Annotated in this window: 13 protein-coding genes; all 13 read right to left on the bottom strand. The window is 48.7% G+C overall.

Annotation, left to right across the window (positions count from 1 at the left end; all coding sequences use genetic code 11):
• Nucleotides 1-41: 41 nt before the first annotated feature.
• The 13 genes from KO116_RS02165 to dctP all read right to left on the bottom strand — a co-directional run bounded on the left by KO116_RS02165 (nt 42) and on the right by dctP (nt 19,246).
• Nucleotides 42-692, bottom strand: coding sequence for a sarcosine oxidase subunit gamma (locus tag KO116_RS02165; protein WP_035556551.1), 651 nt, complete (start codon nt 690-692; stop codon nt 42-44).
• The gene (locus tag KO116_RS02160) at nt 685-3,735 is read right to left on the bottom strand and encodes a sarcosine oxidase subunit alpha family protein (protein WP_035556549.1); all 3,051 of its coding nucleotides are present in this window, start codon (nt 3,733-3,735) and stop codon (nt 685-687) included. The genes KO116_RS02165 and KO116_RS02160 overlap by 8 nt, the downstream gene beginning before the upstream one ends.
• Complete coding sequence (locus tag KO116_RS02155) at nt 3,732-4,124, bottom strand: sarcosine oxidase subunit delta (protein ID WP_035556546.1); 393 nt, start codon at nt 4,122-4,124, stop codon at nt 3,732-3,734. The genes KO116_RS02160 and KO116_RS02155 overlap by 4 nt, the downstream gene beginning before the upstream one ends.
• A gap of 14 nt (nt 4,125-4,138) precedes the next feature.
• Nucleotides 4,139-5,389, bottom strand: a complete 1,251-nt coding sequence (locus tag KO116_RS02150) for a sarcosine oxidase subunit beta family protein (protein WP_035556543.1) — start codon at nt 5,387-5,389, stop codon at nt 4,139-4,141.
• Between the two features lie 26 nt (nt 5,390-5,415).
• Nucleotides 5,416-6,735, bottom strand: coding sequence for a serine hydroxymethyltransferase (glyA, locus tag KO116_RS02145; RefSeq protein ID WP_035556541.1), 1,320 nt, complete (start codon nt 6,733-6,735; stop codon nt 5,416-5,418).
• A 283-nt stretch (nt 6,736-7,018) separates the two neighbouring features.
• Nucleotides 7,019-8,074: a GlxA family transcriptional regulator gene (locus tag KO116_RS02140; protein WP_235272477.1), complete on the bottom strand. Its 1,056-nt coding sequence runs from the start codon at nt 8,072-8,074 to the stop codon at nt 7,019-7,021.
• Nucleotides 8,075-8,205: 131 nt separating this feature from the next.
• A complete protein-coding gene (locus KO116_RS02135; protein WP_035556539.1) occupies nt 8,206-8,901 on the bottom strand; it encodes an isochorismatase family protein in 696 nt (231 codons plus the stop codon).
• Between the two features lie 173 nt (nt 8,902-9,074).
• Nucleotides 9,075-10,592 carry an NCS1 family transporter gene (locus tag KO116_RS02130; protein WP_045812048.1) on the bottom strand — a complete coding sequence of 506 codons (1,518 nt, stop codon included), beginning with the start codon at nt 10,590-10,592 and terminating at the stop codon, nt 9,075-9,077.
• Between the two features lie 94 nt (nt 10,593-10,686).
• Nucleotides 10,687-12,447, bottom strand: a complete 1,761-nt coding sequence (locus KO116_RS02125) for a hydantoinase B/oxoprolinase family protein (protein WP_035556536.1) — start codon at nt 12,445-12,447, stop codon at nt 10,687-10,689.
• 19 nt (nt 12,448-12,466) lie between these two features.
• Entirely contained in the window at nt 12,467-14,560 is a 2,094-nt protein-coding gene (locus tag KO116_RS02120; RefSeq protein ID WP_035556534.1) for a hydantoinase/oxoprolinase family protein, read from the bottom strand.
• Nucleotides 14,561-16,368: 1,808 nt separating this feature from the next.
• Nucleotides 16,369-17,655 carry a TRAP transporter large permease gene (locus KO116_RS02110; protein ID WP_035556527.1) on the bottom strand — a complete coding sequence of 429 codons (1,287 nt, stop codon included), beginning with the start codon at nt 17,653-17,655 and terminating at the stop codon, nt 16,369-16,371.
• A complete protein-coding gene (locus KO116_RS02105; protein ID WP_045812047.1) occupies nt 17,652-18,164 on the bottom strand; it encodes a TRAP transporter small permease in 513 nt (170 codons plus the stop codon). The genes KO116_RS02110 and KO116_RS02105 overlap by 4 nt, the downstream gene beginning before the upstream one ends.
• Nucleotides 18,165-18,214: 50 nt before the next feature.
• Nucleotides 18,215-19,246 (bottom strand): TRAP transporter substrate-binding protein DctP, encoded by a 1,032-nt coding sequence (gene dctP / locus KO116_RS02100; RefSeq protein WP_035556524.1) that lies wholly within the window; start codon nt 19,244-19,246, stop codon nt 18,215-18,217.
• Nucleotides 19,247-19,356: the final 110 nt, after the last annotated feature.

The following is a 19,356-nucleotide window of genomic DNA, read 5'->3' as shown; positions in this document are numbered from 1 at the left end:
TTTCCTCTCGGGTGAAGCCGGTGAGTACCGGCTTCACCTCATCAGTCGTCGACGCCAATGGCGTACTCTTCACCCGCATCAAGCAGCCAGCGATACAGGTAATCGGCGAAGCTACGGCGCAACACCAGCTCCCAACGGTTTTCCGTAGGCCGACGTAGGATCAGATTACTTTTTGCAAAGACCGTGGTAACGCCCTTCCCAACGGGAAAGGCCGCAGGATGAACGTTATAGAGTGTCGACTTCATTAACAGCTCTGTGGCCCGTTCGCCTTCAAGCTCAAGCAGTGTCTGGCCACCGCTAACGTTGACGATGGCGTAGTGGGCATTGCCCAGCGCCTTGCGCAGCTGTCCCTCTAAGGAAAACTCTTCCCCTCCTGGGACGATCAGTAACCACTCGTCCGGTGATAGCCACTGAGCCGAACGTTCACCGCTTGCATCCTGGCTCAACGTGTTGGGACGCGCAGGCAGGCCAACGCCAAGGACTTGTCGAACCGCTTCGTCAAGCACAATGGCACCACCGCGCAAGATTAACTGGCCTGACATGGCACGTTCACGTATCACCACGCGGCTACTTTCGGAGACACTAGGGCGGCCGGTATGATGATAAGACCAGGCCAGCGGGGATTCTGCCAGCACCTCGGTTATGGGGCGAACATCGTAAACATTGGTGCCGGTTACCGTTTGTTCAGACATGCTGACGCTCTCCCTTAGGGTCGTAGAAGATAGGACTGACGATTTCGGCGGCATGGGTCTTACCATCGCCCATAGGCAAATAGACGACTTCACCCATGCGCAGATGCCCACCTTTTACCAACGCCAGTGCGAACCCGCTTTCGAGTATCGGGCTGTAATAACTTGACGTAACGTGCCCCACCATTGGCATGGGAATGGGATGATCGGGGTCGAAAACAATTTGAGCACCTTCTTCTAACACCACTGAAGCATCTTTAGGTTTTAGTCCCACCATCTGCTTGCGATCCACCCGGCGCGTATCCGAACGTGTCAGCGCTCGCTTGCCGACCCAAGAAAAAGGCTTGTCGTAACCCACCGCCCATTGCATTCCGAGGTCTTCTGGCGTGACCGAACCGTCGGTTTCTTGACCCGCAATGATTAGACCTTTCTCAGCCCGCAGCACGTGCATGGTCTCGGTTCCGTAGGGCGTCAGGTCGTACTTTTCTCCATGTGCGAAAAGTGCCTTCCAGACATGCAGCGCATAGTTAGCCTGAACATTAATCTCGAAAGAGAGTTCACCCGTAAAGGAGATGCGGAATACGCGTGCAGGAACGTCCGCGACTGTCCCTTCCCGCCAATCCATAAACTTGAAGGCATCACGATCAAGGTCGATATCGGTTATCTCGGCTAGCAGCTTACGGGCCTCAGGCCCGGTGACCGTGATAGTTGCCCAGTGGTCGGTTACCGAATTAAAAAACACCTGTAACTCAGGCCATTCGGTTTGATGCCACAGTTCCAGCCACTCCATTACGGCAGCCGCGCCACCGGTGGTGGCGGTCATCAAAAAGTGATTTTCAGCCAGGCAACTGGTGGTTCCGTCATCCATCAACATGCCGTCGTCTTTGCACATTAGCCCATAACGTACACGCCCAGGGGCTAATTTTGCCCACTTGTTGGTGTAAATTCGGCCCAGGAACTCTCTGGCATCTGGCCCTTGAATATCGATCTTGCCCAGCGTCGACGCATCTAAAATGCCCACCCCTTGGCGAACCGCTAGACACTCTCTTGCCACCGCGTCATGCATAGCTTCTTTCTTGCCATCTACGGTTCTCGGGAAATACCAAGGGCGTTTCCACTGGCCTACATCTTCAAACTCTGCCCCGTTTTCCACATGCCACTGATGCAGTGCGGTGTAACGCTCGGGCTCAAACAGATCGCGACAGTGGCGGCCAACAATGGCGCCGAACGTTACCGGCGTATAATTAGGCCGGAACACCGTGGTGCCTACCTCAGGTATCGACTTACCTAGGCAACGTGCCGCAATCGCCATTCCATTGATATTGCCAAGCTTGCCCTGATCGGTGCCAAAGCCCATCGCGGTGTAGCGTTTAACGTGTTCAATCGACTCAAACCCTTCACGGGTGGCCAACTCGATGGCGGCCGCCGTAACGTCGTTCTGCAAATCAACAAACTGTTTGGGGCCTCGCAGGGTAGGCTTCTCGTGGGGCACCTGATATAGCGTGCAGGCTAACCCGTGACGACACACCTCAACCTGTGGCAGCGCAATAGGCGACGCCGATAACCCCAGTGCCGATAGCGCCTCAACCGCTGCGTCACATCCATCCGCTAGGCCACTCGCAAGCTCATAAACGCCCCGTGCACTACCGGCGGCATGCACGCCTTTCACCAAACTGGGGACAAACCCGTGAACCTCGTCGTCCCAGGTCGGCCGAGTGCCGGTATGAGACGCCAGGTGAATGACCGGACTATAGCCGCCGGAGCTGGCAATAGTGTCACATGGCAATGTTTCCGCCTGACCGATCACTTTGAATGCGTCGGCATCAATCGTCGCGACGCGTGCCCCGTTTACCCGGTCACCGCCATTCGCTTCAATGACGGCTGCGCCTTCAATGATGCGCACGCCACGCGCACGAACCCGCTCTACCATATCGCCATCCGGCGCCTTGCGAGCATCCACAACGGCGACGACCTCCCGGCCCGCATCAAGCCAGTCGAGCGCCGCGCGATAGGCGTGGTCATTGGTAGTGGAAAGCACAAGCTTGGTGCCTGGCACCACACCATAGCGACGGATATAAGCCGACACAGCCCCTGCGATCAGATTGCCCGGCACATCATTATTGCCATACACCAACGGTCGCTCGTGGGCGCCTGTGGCTAACAATACTTGCCCCGCGCGTACCCGATGCATGCGTGAACGACTAGAGCGGTGTCCATCAACTAGCGGAGCCGTCTCGCCTAGATGCTCGGTGCGCCGCTCATGCAGCGTTACGAAGTGGTGGTCGTGATAGCCATTCGCCGTAGTGCGGGGCAGCAGGGTAACGTTACCGAGCTGGGCAAGCTCATTCACTACTTGTTCGGCCCACTGAACCGCCGGCTGGCCATTGAGTAGTTCGTGACTATCGAGCAGTGAGCCCCCCATTTCCTCCTGTTCATCGCAAAGGATGACACGCACGCCACTGCGCGCTGCGCTGCTTGCCGCTGCTAACCCTGCAGGACCTGCACCAATGACCAGCAGATCACAGTGCTGGTTGAGATGGTCGTAATGATCTGGATCACGCTCCATCGGACTACGGCCCAACCCCGCACCTTTGCGGATAAATTTCTCGTAGGTCATCCACATGGAGGCAGGTGCCATAAACGTCTTATAGTAGAAGCCTGGTGGCATAAAGCGGCCACCCAGCTTACCCACCCAGCTCATCATGTCGCGCTGGGCATTAGGCCAGCCGTTGGTGCTGCGGGCCACAAGGCCATCAAAGAGTGCCTGCTGCGTGGCTCGTACATTGGGCACTTGAGCGGCCTCGGTGCTGCCTAACTGCACCAGAGCGTTGGGTTCTTCAGCCCCGGCAGCAACAATCCCTCGCGGCCGCGAATACTTGAAACTGCGGTTGACGATATCCACACCGTTGGCGAGCAGCGCTGAAGCCAAGGTATCACCGGCATGGCCCTGATACTGCTTGCCGTTGAAGGTGAAGCTCAACGTGCGGGAGCGGTCTATACGTCCGCCCTGCTGCAGGCGATGGGTCTGATGTGTATTACGTGTCATACCTTGGCCCCCTCGGAGACGTTCACCGCGCTTGTACTTGCGCCCACCGTTTGCTGGCCAGCTTCGGCAACCTGCACGCCCTCTGACTTTTCCTTACTCGCCAGACTCTCAGCAGTGAGTGAAGGCTGCTCACCTATCAGGTAGGTTTCGAGAATTTCGTAGCTCACGGTGTTACGCGTGACATTAAAGAATTTGCGACAACCAATGGCATGTACCCAAAGCTCATGGTGGATACCGCGCGGGTTATCGCGGAAAAACAGATAGTCGCCCCACTCTTTGTCACTACAGGCTTCAGGGTCGGCTGGCCGAGTGATATGCGCCTGGCCCTTGGGATGAAACTCCTCTTCTTCGCGGAGCTCTTCGCAATAAGGACAGTAGATATGAAACATAGTACTGACTCCTTTTAGTGGGCCACGCCTGCAGCACCGTGCTCATCAACAAGAGCGCCGGTATGAAAACGGTTGATAGAAAACGGAGCTGCAATCGGATGTGTTTGATTCTTGGCCAATGTCCAGGCAAATACATGGCCTGAACCGGGTGTGGCCTTGAAGCCACCGGTACCCCAGCCACAGTTAAAGAAAAGCCCCTTAACCGGTGTGGCGGAAAGGATCGGGCAAGCATCGGGGCAAGTATCCACAATGCCCCCCCATTGGCGGTTCATACGCACCCGCGAAAAGATGGGGAACATTTCCACAACAGCCTGCAAGGTGTGCTCAACAGTGGGATAACTGCCACGCTGGCCGTAGCCGTTATAGCCATCGATGCCAGCGCCGATGACCAAGTCGCCCTTGTCAGTCTGGCTGATATAGCCGTGAACATGGTTGGACATCACCACAGTATCCAACACCGGCTTAAGGGGTTCAGACACCAGCGCCTGCAACGGGTGAGACTCCAACGGCAGATTGAAGCCCGCCATTTTGGCCAATACGCCTGAATTGCCCGCTGCCACACACCCCACCGTTTTCGCTTCAATATCACCACGGTTGGTATGCACGCCATAGACGCGGCCGTCGCGGATCTTGAAGCCGGTGACCTCGGTGTTCTGTAGGATATCCACGCCAAGTGCATCCGCCGCACGAGCAAACCCCCAGGCCACGGCGTCATGACGTGCCACGCCAGCCCTTGGTTGCCATGAGGCACCAAGAATGGGATAACGCGCATTTTTCGAACAGTCCATAATCGGCACGATTCCCTGGATCTGCTCTGGGGTGAGCACTTCGCTATCAATACCATTCAAACGGTTAGCGTTAACCCGGCGCTGTACATCACGCATGTCCTGCAGCGTGTGGGCCAGATTCATCACGCCACGCTGGGAGAACATCACGTTGTAGTTAAGGTCTTGAGAAAGTCCTTCCCACAACTTCATGGAGTGCTCGTAGAGCGCCGCCGCCTCGTCCCACAAATAGTTGGAGCGTACGATGGTGGTATTACGGGCAGTGTTGCCACCGCCTAGCCAACCTTTTTCGACCACAGCGACATTGGTAATCCCATGCTCTTTGGCCAGGTAATAGGCGGTGGCTAAGCCATGGCCACCACCACCAATAATGACGACTTCGTATTGTTTCTTGGGCGTGGGGTTACGCCATTGGCGCTCCCAGTTTTCATGATGGCTGAGCGCGTGCTTTGCCAGCCCGAATCCTGAATAGCGTTGCATGAAACTCTCCCAGTTTGTGAAGGCAGTTAAAGAGTGGACGAGGCCGTCTGTTCCACTCTTATGCTCGATTTATCGGTTTCAGTGGTGCAATAAACCGGGTGGCGTTCGCATAGCTCAGTAACTTTTTCACGCACTTCACTCTCCACCGCCTCCGTACTTCCACGCTCGGCTAGGACATCGAGTATGTCGCAGATCCAGTTGGCCAATTCAGCGCATTCGGCTTCAATGAAGCCACGCGTAGTTGCTGCGGGGGTGCCAATGCGCAGTCCAGAGGTGACAAAGGGGCTTTCTGGGTCATTGGGCACCGCATTTTTATTAACGGTGATATGTGCCCGTCCCAGTGCCGCATCCGCATCCTTTCCTGTTACTCCATGCTTGATCAGTGAAACCAGGAACAGGTGGTCATCGGTACCGCCGGACACCACATCAAAGCCGCGATCTATGAACACTTTTGCCATGACGCGGGCGTTGTCGATTACTCGCTGCTGGTATTTTACAAAGTCCTGGCTCATGGCCTCTTTGAACGCGACTGCTTTCGCGGCGATCACATGCATCAAAGGCCCACCTTGCTGGCCAGGAAAAACCGCACCATTTAGCTTTTTATACAGTGCGGCATCACCATGATCAGAAAGAATTAACCCACCCCGCGGGCCACGTAAGGTCTTATGGGTAGTTGTCGTGACGACATGAGCGTGAGGAATCGGGCTTGGGTAGTGTCCGGCGGCAACCAACCCAGCAACATGTGCCATGTCGACCATCAACCAAGCGCCCACTTCATCCGCGATATATCGAAAGCGGCGCCAATCGACAACGCAGGAATACGCCGAGAAGCCTGCAATGATCATTTTCGGCTTGTGCTCGCGCGCTAGACGCTCGACCTCCTCGTAGTCAATTTCGCCGGTTTCCGGATTTAAACCGTATTGCACAGCATGGTAATGCTTGCCGGAAAAATTAGGCGCGGCGCCGTGGGTCAAATGCCCCCCGTGTGCCAGACTCATTCCTAAAACAGTATCGCCGGGGTTAATAAGTGCCATGAAAACGGCTGCATTAGCCTGAGCCCCTGAATGTGGCTGAACATTGGCATACTCAGCCCCGAACAAATCGCAGGCACGGCTTATCGCCAATTGCTCGACCACATCGACATGTTCACAGCCACCGTAGTAGCGCTTACCCGGGTAGCCTTCGGCGTATTTATTCGTTAGCACCGTGCCTTGCGCCTCTATTACAGCCCGACTGGCATAATTTTCAGAGGCAATTAATTCAATATGCGCTTCCTGACGCGCAGCTTCGTCAGCAATGGCTGCAGCGATTTGGGTGTCGAAGGCTGAAAGGGTGGAATAATTCATAAAAATCTCCTGTTGTTATCGACAGCAGTGTTATGGACTGTTTTTGATGGAAAACTAATTGGGTTTGCCGCTGAATAACGATGCAATTTTTAACCAATCCATGGGTATACCAGTGTTTTCTTTACTCACTATTAATACTCAAAGCGAGCAGAGAAAGATTGAACAAATGCGACAAGATTTATGAACGCAGGGAACGTTAAAGAGAGTTTTACTTATCGAATCGTGTTTTTAATAGTTTTTTACAGAGGGATTTAGGGTTTACTTCTAGGGGGTTAAGTTGAAATTAGATAGTGGAAAGTCCATCAATATGGAGGAAGAATGGGTCAACCTGATCGCTATCCGGAACGCTAGCACGTTTGCGCATTTCCGATGGAGTCATACTGAAAGTACTACGAAAATGACGTGAAAAATGAGCGGTATCGGCGAAGCCACATCGCTCACCTATTTCGGTAATACTTTTCCCTGTGTAATGCAATAACCAAGCCCCATAGCGTAGACGAAGATCACGTGCGAATTTCTGCGGTCCCACGCCAAGAGTCTCACGAAACCGACGTTCCAAATTTCGTCGCGAGGTTCCAACACGCTCCGCCAATAAATCCATCGAAATCGCCTCTCCCAAATGCTGCTCAAGAAGAGTAATGGCTCGACGCACCAAACGATCCTCGATCTTACCGAAAACCACCGGCTGCGGTTGCGGATATGTGCCCGCACGCGCCTCATCAAGTAGCATAATATGCAAACTTTTCATGGCCCAGGCTTTACCCAAATGACGTTCAATTAGGTAGGCCGCCAAATCAGCAGAGGCTACCCCGCCAGCGCAGGTGAGACGGTCGCCATCGTCGATGAACAGTTGATCGGCCACTGGTTGAATAGCAGGAAAGCGCTGCACCATGTCTCGATGATGATACCAACTGACACAGCAACGCCGTCCACTCATCAATCCCGCCTGAATCATTGCAAAGACGCCGGTGCAGAGGCCCACCAACGGCACCCCGGCTTCCCCCGCTTGGCGCATATAGGCCAGGGCGGTGGTATCAACCCCATCCCTTTCATCCTGAACGCCGCCAATAATCACGATATAGTCAAACTCTTTGGGATTGTGAAAAGGCTCGCAAGGTGAGATGGTCGCGCCGCAGCTAGAGAGCGCCGCCTCGCCATCACTGCTCATGAAGTTCCAATGACAACGCAGTTGACGGCTGCGATCTCCCTCGTCAGCGGCCAGACGCAGGCAATCGATAAAAGCGGCGAAGGGCAGGAGGGTGAAACGATGAAGCAGGACAAAGCCCACCGATAGATTCTCGCCCTGGGTGGAGGGATTCAAGGACATTCCAGTCATCATGGCAAGATATCCTCAAGATCTAAGTACAGTGAAGATCATAGCCTAACTTGTCACCGTCCCTGTCCACTAAACTCAGAAGCGAGCCATTGCTGGCTCGCTTCCTAAGCTGTTAGCTGGCGATAGAGTCAAGATCAGGATTGACCGATGGTGTTCAAATAATCGATACAGCGATCCAAGGACTCGACATCCCCGAACTTGGCATCGATATCAAATAGGTTCCAGGCCACCGCCCCTGGTACCCGATCACCGATGCACTCCTTGACTGCGATGGGACGGAACCCGTCAGCGATACCATCACAAATCGTCTGGCGCACACAAGCACAGGCCGTCACACCAGTCACGAAGATCGTGTCAACATCATTGGCGCGCAGAATGCCAGCGAGTTCGGTACCGTGGAATGCAGAGGCTCGCTTCTTAAGTAGTGTGTACTCACCCTCAATTGGGGCTATGCGTGAATCGATGGCCCAGAGATCCTTGTTGGCAAGATCGACAACTTCAATGGGGATTTTGTTGTGCCATAGGCCCATATCGGTGAAAGGGGCATTGCGGTCATTGATCTCATAGGCCGTCGTAACGTGGATAACAGGCAGATTCGCAGCACGGAACGCTTTGAGTAGCTTCTGCATACCCGGAATAATTTCGTTATCCATCTTCTCCTGGTCGCAAGTGAAGGGATTGCCCGGACGCGTCCAGGCATTGGCGAGGTCAACGCTTATAAGCGCAGGTTTTTTTCCGAAGCCGACCCGCCGCTGAAAGCCACGCTCCTTGTAAAGCTTGGTAGATTCTTCGAAAGCCTGTTCCAGCATTGCCATTAGATCTTGAGACATATTATTTACTCCAAATTAAAGAGATTTATTATCCAATTGATTAAACAAAGTAATTATGTGCCCTTAGGCAATTTAAAGATTAACTCTCATTTTTAATGTCGTCCAATTACATTTCTGTAATTATTAATGCCATAATTAGCAATAATATTTTTTTCAGATAACAAAAAGATATTTTATTGATAATCTCGCGTAATATTATTGTCCAGCTCACTAAAATGCACACGTTTGAAGTTCTGATTTTCTCTACTATAAACCCAGTCATAACCAACACTAGTTCCCAGGTATTTGTCCGGTATAGGCTCGTCACATTCCTTCTGAGGAAACCGTTTCATCACAAACAGTCGCATGATGACGAAATAAATCAGTGCGCCCAGCAAGAAACCTAAAACAAAAGCCCACTGTTCAGAATAAAATGCCACCGTACCAGCTACTAACCAAGCAATAATACCTGCTGGATTAAAACCTTTAAAATAGTAAAATTGCCCACTTGTAAGATACAAGTCGGGAACATTTAGCCGCCTACCTCTAATAAAGTAATAATCAGCAATCATGATCCCACCAATTGCCGAAAGAAATGCACCATAAGAAAAGAGAAATGAGAACAAGTTGTCAAGGATAGCCCATGGCATAAATAACGTTCCTACGACTGCTGAAATAAGCACGGCGACAGGATAAGAAATTTTTGGAGCTCCCGCATTTACAAAAGCAAGTGCGGCAGGAATCAGATTTGCCGCATTGTTGGTTGACCACTGAGCAAGAATGACGAGAACAAGTAGAATAATTAAGCTTAATCCCTCGCCCTGTCCCTGTATGACCGTAACTGGATTCCATTCTCCTGCAGCAATAAAGGATACAGCACCAATCAGCGCTATCCAGGCTTGAGTAGCAGGGAGGGCTAAAAGCTGAGCCAACAGTACATTTTTGTTGCGATGGAAAAATCGCTTTTCACCTGAAGGCGCCTTAACAAATCGTGTAATATTTGGAATATCAATAGCAAGCGTCGACCAGAATGCTACGTTGGCAAGGAAAAGAGTAAGCACTGTCACATCCTGTTCACCAACAAATCTCCAGATATTGATTCCTTGGGTTTGTGCAAGAACGTCCAAGGTAAAATACATCCAGATTGAGATTGCCAGAATGGCAGGTGCAGCAATAGCAGCCAGCCTCTCAACAGCCTTAATTCCCATTGCTGTATTAGCCACTTGCACGATAGCAAAAACGGCATACCAGATAGTCCAATTTGAAAATCCTGTCAAATACTCAAAGATACCGTTTAGTGCTAGTGCACCAAGGTATGTTTGAATGCCGAACCATACAGCTGCAATGATGCCTCGAAATACAGATGGAAAATGGGTTCCATACACTCCAAAAGGCGCCCTGAGATAAACTGAGAATGAAAGTCCATGTTCAGTACCAATATCGGCTGTCAACAGCATCAACAAAGCCAACACAACATTGGCAAAGAATATTACTAGCACTACATGCAAAAGAGGAACACCCGTTATACCATTGGCACCAAGCTGAAAAGTCGCTATCATTACAGCTATACCAATCCATATCCAAACAAAGCCCAAAGCGGTAATAGGTCTTTGGGTATTAATAATGGGAAGTATGGATTTCTCTAACAAATGGTTTTTGTCGAAGTCTATAGGCGTGACTTTCCCGCCAACACCAGAGTCTGATGTAGTCATATTTTTACCTTTAGTTATTTAAAACTGTCAATAAGAATCAGAACCTAGGAAATTTAAGAATGGGGGCAGTAATTACCCCCTCCTGGAAACTGGGTTAAGCCCCCATCTCACTTCGTCTTGCGGCAGTTGCTAGGTGATCAACACTGATGTCTTCATTTAGCACTACGCCATAGGCATCGTATGCATGTGCAATAGTGCAGAAATCATCAAGCACATCTTCCCTGACTTGTTCTGGGGTGCGCTCCAAGGGGTTACCATAACCGCCACCACAGGGAGCATAAAATGCCATGACATCATTGGCTTTTGTTACATAACCAGAAAATTTTGAAGGCATATTGTTAATGGCATCTTTTAAGAGATAGTTGTAGATCTCACATTTACCAACAGCACCTTCCGAACCTCCAAATGCTCCCCATGGAACATGAGTATGCCTCTCACTTTCATGCGTAATAAAGCCTGGAGTTAAGACACGCTGAGCCTTAACAACGCCGATACCGCCTCTATATTTGCCAGCGCCAGGCATAGCGTCATCTCGCAACTCATATCGATCACAGATCATTGGTAAATGCATACCCAAATCTTCGATGGGATTATTCCTGGTATTCGCCATAAGGTTATCAATTGCATCTGGTCCGTCAGATTGCGGTCGCCCACCATATGCTCCCTCATTTACTTCCAAAAAGACCCAATAATCCCCGTCATCTTTTAAACCTGCATAGGAAGCAAAGGAAATTGCGGCTGAGCTACCAGCAATAGTTTGGTCAGGAAGAACAGGCGCCAAAGCCTTGATGATCAGATCAATCATCATATTACACTGCGTAAAACGTGCTTCAGCTGCAGCTGGGAAAATGGGGTTGAAAATACTACCTTCGGGTGCCACTACATCAATTGGCCGGAAAGACCCTTCGTTCGAAGGAATTGGGACTTCCAATTTACTGGAATCGAGCAGTAGTTTTCTAAATGCGGCAAATGCAGCCACCTTGCATGAACCTTCAAAAGGGACATTATATGCTGTTGGGGTCTGGTCGGCTGAACCAGTCAGATCAACAGTAACTGAATTACCTTTGACTTTTACAGTAACCACAACCGGTAGCTGTACATCACGGTTCCTACCATCATCATCAAGAAGCCCCTCAGCCCGATATTCCCCATCGGGTATCTCAGCAATCTTGTTTCTCAGCATTATCTCTGAGTAGTCCATGAGTTGATAAATGGATGAGAAAGTAAGATCTTTACCATATTTATCAAGGAGCTGCTGAAACCTTCTGACTCCCAGCTGAGCTGAGGCTATTTGGGCTTCAATGTCTCTCATAAGTTGCACAGATGCACGGCTGTTAGCAGTGATCATTTTTGCAAGGCCTTCATTCTTTTTGCCTTTTTCATATAATTTTAGGCCTGCGAATAGCATCCCTTCAGCATAGACATCTCCTACATCTATAATAAGGCCTGGTGTTGCAGCACCAATATCAATATGGTGAGCCGTGTTTGCCGAAAACCCGACCAGTTCACCCTTATAAAATATTGGGATAATTATTGCCAAGTCGGGGGTGTGACTTGATCCATAGTAAGGATGATTGTGAACAACAACATCTCCTTCATACCATTCGCCATCCTGAAGAGTTTTCTCAACACCTCTCAGATAAGCAGGGATTGATCCTATATGCATTGGCGTTGACTCAGACTCACAAATCGTCTGATAACTTTTATCAAACAAGCCCGCACCTAGATCCTGTGACTCTCGAATAATTGATGAAAAGGACATTCTATAGAGCACATGCCCCATTTCCTCCGCGATGGTATCCAAGGCACCACTGATAACTTGCATGGTAATTGGATCAACTTTTTCATTTCCCATCTTCTTACCCTCCTGTAACTTAACTGGATTTTGAAATCATAAGGTTTCCAAAGTTTGATACAGATGCGTTCCACCCCGGCGGAACTAGACAGGTAGAATCGTGCTGCATCACCAGCGCAGGACCATCAATAGTGTGACCACTCAAGAGATAGCTACGATCATAGCGGGGAGTCATGAGGGTTTGCCCAGCATCAAATGTAGTTTCTCTCTCATACATGAAGGCTTCTTCAAGGCTATTACTGCTAGCAGGTTCAAGCTTGTTCCATTGTAATATTTTTGAGGGAGACTCTCCGACCACTCTTAGTGTCACAAGCTCGACTTCGGCTTCATCGTATCTATAGCCATAATCGATATCATGCTGCAAATGGAAGTTCTCAATCACCTGTTGAATAGCGTCGATGGTTAGTTTACCTTCAGGTATTTCTGCTCGAAGCTCAAAGCCTTGGCCATGATAACGACACTCGGCAAATCTGGTCAGTTTTATTTGGGAATATTCGACACCATCTTTTATCAGCTTATTACTTGCTTCTTCATCTAGCTCTTCAAGAAGAGATTGAAGAACTTCAGAATGATTGCCGCTAATAGAGGTAAGTTCACATAGGTATGACCTTGTCACCTCGTACTTAAGATTTGTAGTCAGTAGACCAGCTGCTGAAGTAATCCCGGGTGCAGGTGGAGCTATAACACCTTTTGCATTGACCTCCTCTGCTAGAGCAGGACCATGAACAGGACCAGCACCACCAAATGGCATTAACATGTACTCTCGGGGATCCACTCCCTTAGCAACAGAGTTGGAGCGAATTGCCAGCGCCATGTTATTATTTACTATCCTAATAATTCCAAGTGCCGCATCCTTCACACTCAGCCCAAGAGGATCTGCAATCTTTTCCTTAATGGCTTTATATGAAAGGTCAGGATCGATTTTCAAATTCCCACCCAGCATTTGGTCAGGGTCGAGTCGACCAAGAAGTATATTAGCATCTGTTACAGTAGGCTCTTCCCCACCACGGTCATAACATGCTGGTCCAGGCATTGAACCCGCTGAACGTGGACCTACCTGGAACCCACCAGCCTCATCAATGTAAGCGATAGACCCCCCCCCAGCACCGATAGTGATCAAGTCAATCATGGGAACCATCACAGGATGCCCACCTACATATGAATCTCGAGGGTTCATGATCTTCATGTCACCCCCTACCAGGGTTGAAATATCTGCTGATGTTCCACCAATATCTACGGTAATAATATTTTTTTCATCATCTAGATTGGCAAAGTAACTGCCACCAATAACTCCACCAGCAGGTCCAGACATAAGAATATTCACTGGTTTTTCACAACAACTATCAACTGTTGCAAGACCTCCATTGGACTGAATGATTCTCAAGTCGGCGTCTATTCCATTCTCTTTGAGCTGGTGTTCAAGGTTATTAAGGTACAATGATGTCTTTGGACCAATATAAGCATTCATGGCAGTCGTAGAAAAACGCTCATATTCTCGCATAGCATCTACAACTTCGCATGAGCAACATACATATGCGTCTGGAATTTCTTCCAGAACAATCTCTTTAGCTCGAAGCTCATGATCTTTATTAAGAAAGGAAAATAGAAATCCTACAATAACTGATTTGATCCCTGACTCTTTTAGCTTATTAGCTGCCTGTCTGACTTCTTCCTCATTAAGAGAAACCTCCACTTCACCAAAGGGAGGAAGAATACGCTCAGAGATGGGTATGCGGTGTCTTCTTTTAACCAAAGGTTTGGATTGCCATGGGACATCAAAATGAAGAGAAAAATTATGAGGTCTTTTGTGTCTCCCTATATGAAGGATATCACGGAAGCCTTTTGTAGTAAGCATTCCAACTTCAGCACCATTATGTTCAATCGAAATATTTGTAGCGACAGTTGTTCCATGCACAATGGTGCTCACTTCATTTCTTTCAATTCCGGCCTTATCACATACCTCAAGCAGACCTTGCAGCACTCCAATAGATTGGTCTTGGGTTGTACTGGGTACTTTATGGCGATATATTCCGGCACCCACAGAATCACCAGCAAAAGTCTCTAAAATAATATCTGTGTTAGTGCCACCTACATCCACTCCTATCCGAGCCATAATAAACCTCACAACACATTGTTAAGTTATAATAAAAAGAAAGGCTAACTATTCCTGAAATCAACCTGGCTTTTTCATCGTTTTCGATATAGTTACATTAATAGCTTTTCTTACTCCCATCTAATTTATAAGCAAAGTATAACGTTCAAATACTAGACAATTTCAAGACTAGCCTTTATAGATAATGCCGTCTAATGCCAATTTTTTTATAATTGATAACAAGAAGAGCATGAATGCTAGTTTTTGCCATACTCTTCTCAAGCGTTCTTAGCCTACATTTTGCTTTAAAGTAGGCAGCTGAGGTACTGCGATAAATCAAACGGATCTAATTCCGTTAATTATTTCTCGATTAATAGAATTTTCTATAATTGTATATTTTAAAAGGAGAATCATGTAGGCAGGTGGTCTCAAGCCCAAGTACAGCAAGGATATTTAAACCATTTGAAAAATAAACCATTGCTGCTTAAGATATTTTATTATCTTATATTAGGAAAAAGGCTTATTTCATATAAAATATTCTGCCAATAAATCCAGTCAATTCCGCTGACTACCATTACGCAAAAAAAGGCACTTTCATAAATTTGATCTTTTAAGCTACTGAAACGTGCATGATAGGTTTGCTCTTTTAAGCTATCTAAGCGATGTTTATAACTTTTAGTTTCTATTCGACGTGCAAGGCCTTACAAGGAATTTGCATATTTTTAGCTAGATAGTCTTACGGCCTTCTTGACGCTGTTTTTTCGCAACTTTGCCTGGCCTGATATTCTTGCTGACCAGCGTCTTCAAGGTAAGCCGCTTTCCACTGCTGAATTTGCTCCGGATCAAGGCCTTTTTGCGACAGTAACTGCCAAGCTCTGCCTCTGGCATGGTGGCGGTTTCAATGACCACTGCGAGCTTAGCGTCAGGCGAGCATTCGTTGTCGCTTTAGGTGTAACACGGCACAAGCACTCCTTTTTCTCGACACTGTTTTAACCAGCTATACAGTGTCGCGTCAGAGATATTTTCTTCCGTCGCGACTGATACCACATTACGGCTGTGGGGTGGCAACAACTTTTCAGGGCGCCTGTTTTACGCTCTGCAGAATCACGTGGCACAAGGACTCCATGCCGCTCCCTCTGGATTAGATTTAGGCGATATCGCCAACCGGACAACTGGTGACAGAGGGGCGAGGCAGAGACAGAGACAGAGACAGAGACAGAGACAGAGACAGAGACAGAGACAGAGACAGTATCAAGCCATAGCAGTAGTCTTTGAAATTAGAGACACGGTCGGCATGCCCCAATTTGGGTGCCCGTTACTTAAGGTACGTCTTACTTTGCCGCTATGCATGTGAGCGTGACACAAAATCGGAAGTACCGTGAACCGAAATGGCTGTTGATTGAATGGCCCTAAGGTGCTGATGAGTCCAGCCATTACTGGCTGAGCAACCAGCCGGAGAAAAAAGTTACTTAACCCCCTGGTGAACACTGCCAAGGCACGTTGGCGAATCGAATGTGAGTATCAGAAACGCAAGCGGGAGTTGGTCTGGATCATTATTAGAGGCGTAACTGGCGAGGCTATCATCATCCTGCCAGCCTCAGCATTGTGGCATATGGCTTCCTTATCGCTGAACGGCTACGGTGCCGAAAACAAAAAAATCTCACTATTCCCGGCACCTGCCTTACTCGAAAGCTATCAGCCACTAGGTCACGCACCGCGCTCAGCGGCATGTGAGTGATTCCATGATGGCATCCTCCCCAAGGGATAATATCGCTTTTAAGTAAGCGACGACTTAATTATATGACACAGTAGAACCAGCCTATCCATTACTACCAAAAGTTAGGGAGCCAAAGAACAATACTTGGAAATAGTGTGTATAGCCCCACCGCACTCAGTAGTATCAGCCAATAAGGCAAGGATGCCCATGCCGCTGAAGCCAGACTCACCTCATTTTTGGTTATAGATGTTAACACAAAGAGGTTGAGCCCCACTGGGGGAGTGATCATTCCGATCTCCATTAGCAAAGTGACAATTATTCCAAACCAAATAGGATCAAAACCCAAAGACATCATCATGGGAAAAGTAATCGGCAAGGTCATCAATAAAAGCGAGATACCATCAAAGAAGCATCCGAGAATGATGTAGACCAGGATGATCATGAACAGGATTCCGTAGCGATTGAAACCCAGTTCAGCGATAAAGGCTACAGCTTCTCGGGGTAACGCTAGTAGACTCACAGCCTGGGAAAGAATAGCCGTTCCCAGCATGATAAAAGCAATTGCACTGAACATAATAGTAGCATTAATAAAGCCCATCCAGAGCTTTGATATTGTTAGTTCACCCCACGTAAAGCCAAGTATAATACTTGCTATTACGCCAAGGGATGCGGCTTCAGTTGGTGTTGCAATTCCCAAATAGATGGTACCCAGCACGAAGAAGATAAGTATCGGCAGCGGCCAGACCTGTGAAAGACCTTTGAAAATCTCCGACCAAGAGGAAACGTCCTCCTCATCTGGCACTACGGCACTGCCAAACTTCGCACGAATAATGATCCAAATGGAAAAAGCACAAGAAATCATCAGTCCAGGAACAATACCCGCCAGAAATAACTGCCCAATGGACACATTCTGGGTCGCTCCATAGATGATCAGCGCTAGACTAGGGGGTATAAGTAATCCCAGGGTGCCCCCTGCTGCCAGGGTGCCAACAACCATGCTGGGAGAATAACCTCGATTTTTCAACTCAGGATAACCGATCGATCCAATGGCTGCCGCCGTGGCTGAGCTGGAGCCGCTGACCGCACTGAAAAGGGTGCAAACAGCGATATTGGTATGCAGAAGTCTACCAGGGATGCGGCGAAATAACGGTGTAAGCCCATTATACACTTTAGTGGAGACCCCACTAGAAAGCAGGATATCACCTAAAAAGATGAAGAGTGGTACGGCCGTCAAAGAGAAACCCGTCATCAGATTCCAAGCTGAATTGATAGCTAACGCTGTGGATCCAGATGCCTGAAAGTGAAGAAGAATAAACCCTACAAGACCTAATGCTGCCCCCAGTAAAGCACCACTGCCTAGCAACGTCATAAGTCCTGCGCTTAAGATGACCCAGGTCATGAAATCACCTCCGCAGGCTCTGAATTGCTTTTGCTAAGTTCAGGTGATGTTAGCCAATGTTGAATCTCCACTAATATGCAAAGCGCGAAGGATAACGGCATCAGTAACATCCACGGCCAGAGAAGAATACCGCTGATATCTGAGCGCGCATCTATCACTTGTGAGAACTGCATGAAACCCCAAGATTCATAGATAAAAACTGCAGAAAATACAATCAATACGAGGCTTGAAAAGAAATGCGCTAATCGCTTCATCGGTGATGAAAAAGAGTCGACTACTAAGTCAATACGTATATGACGTCCTATATTCAATACATGAGGAATGGTCAAGAAAGTCAGCGACAGGAAGAGCAGTCCGGCCAACTCATTGGAAAAATAGATAGGCTTTCCAATCACGTAGCGAAGCAAGGTACTGACGAAAACCAATAATGTCATTAATATCCCGCATGCTACGCCCAGTAAGAACAAACCATAAGCTGCTTTATCTATTGATTTTCTGAAAATATGCATGAACCTACCTCCAAGGAAGATTAGGCTGACTGATCGCCAGCCCTTTCGTATCAGTCATGGATTTCTTGGAGATGTTGGGTGACAGTGGTATAGATTCTAATACCATCCTCGCCCGCTCTTTCGGCTATCCGCTGCCACGCGTCCATGGCAGCCTCCTGAAAGCGTTCCACATCCTTATCTGAAAAATCATCCAGCATTGTCACGCCCAACGATTCACGGCGCGCTCTAGCAACCTGTTCCCGCTCAGGGTCAACAGCAGTATCACGAGTTTTTTCCCATATGTACTCGCCAGCTTTGTTCAACACTTGACGATGTTCATCGCTTAGCTGTTCCCAAGTCTGCTGACTAACACCAAACATTGCTGGTACAGCCGCCCACGGATGCAAATAAGCTTCATACTCAGTCACCTCATGCAGTGATACTGTCTCGGCGACAGTTGATAAGTAGTAAGCGCAATCCACAACGCCAGTTTGCAGCGCCATGTACATATCGTTCTGGGGAATCACTTCAGCGGAGATGCCCAGTCTGCCGAAAGCATCTACCAGTTGTGAAGACCAAACGCGTACAGCACGGGTTTCCAACTGCTCAAGTGAGTTGATCGGCTCTTTACAATGAAGACCAACGCTGAAGACAGGCGAGACGATTCCACCAATAGTTTGGATGCCCCATTCACCGTAACCCTCCTCATAAATCTCGCGAATGGTTGGAAGAACCTCCAGATGCTGCTTGGGATCAGTAATAGCCCCCTGAGCGTAAACGGCAGCTAGTGCGGGTGCATCACGCGTATAATATTCGCCGTAGAGCAACGCCATATCGACGTTTCCGCGTTGTAATACACGCAAAATATCTGGTTCGCTCAAGCCCAATGAACCAGCATGAAAGATATCTATCTTCAGTTCACCCTCCGAAAGCTCATCAACATAATCAGCAAAATCATTTAAGTGCTGGGCCTCTGGACGTGACTCGGCATAGCCACTGTGAAAGCGCAATGTAGTGGAGGCATGGACAAGCTGTGGCAATACAACAGTTAACGCGACTATAGCGGGCACTATCAAGCCTGCTTGGTAAGATCGATTCAACATCCTATTCACCTACTGTCAATATTATCGTGGATATTATTTGTGAATGGCGTGCCACTAATTGTCGCTTCTTTTTTTTATACAAAAGTCTACTTCTTGTAAGTAGACGGACT

The sequence above is a fragment of the Halomonas sp. KO116 genome (assembly GCF_000734975.2).
Lineage (GTDB): Bacteria > Pseudomonadota > Gammaproteobacteria > Pseudomonadales > Halomonadaceae > Vreelandella > Vreelandella glaciei.
Note: the sequence above shows the minus strand (reverse complement) of the source record. Positions and strands in the feature narration are given on the sequence as shown.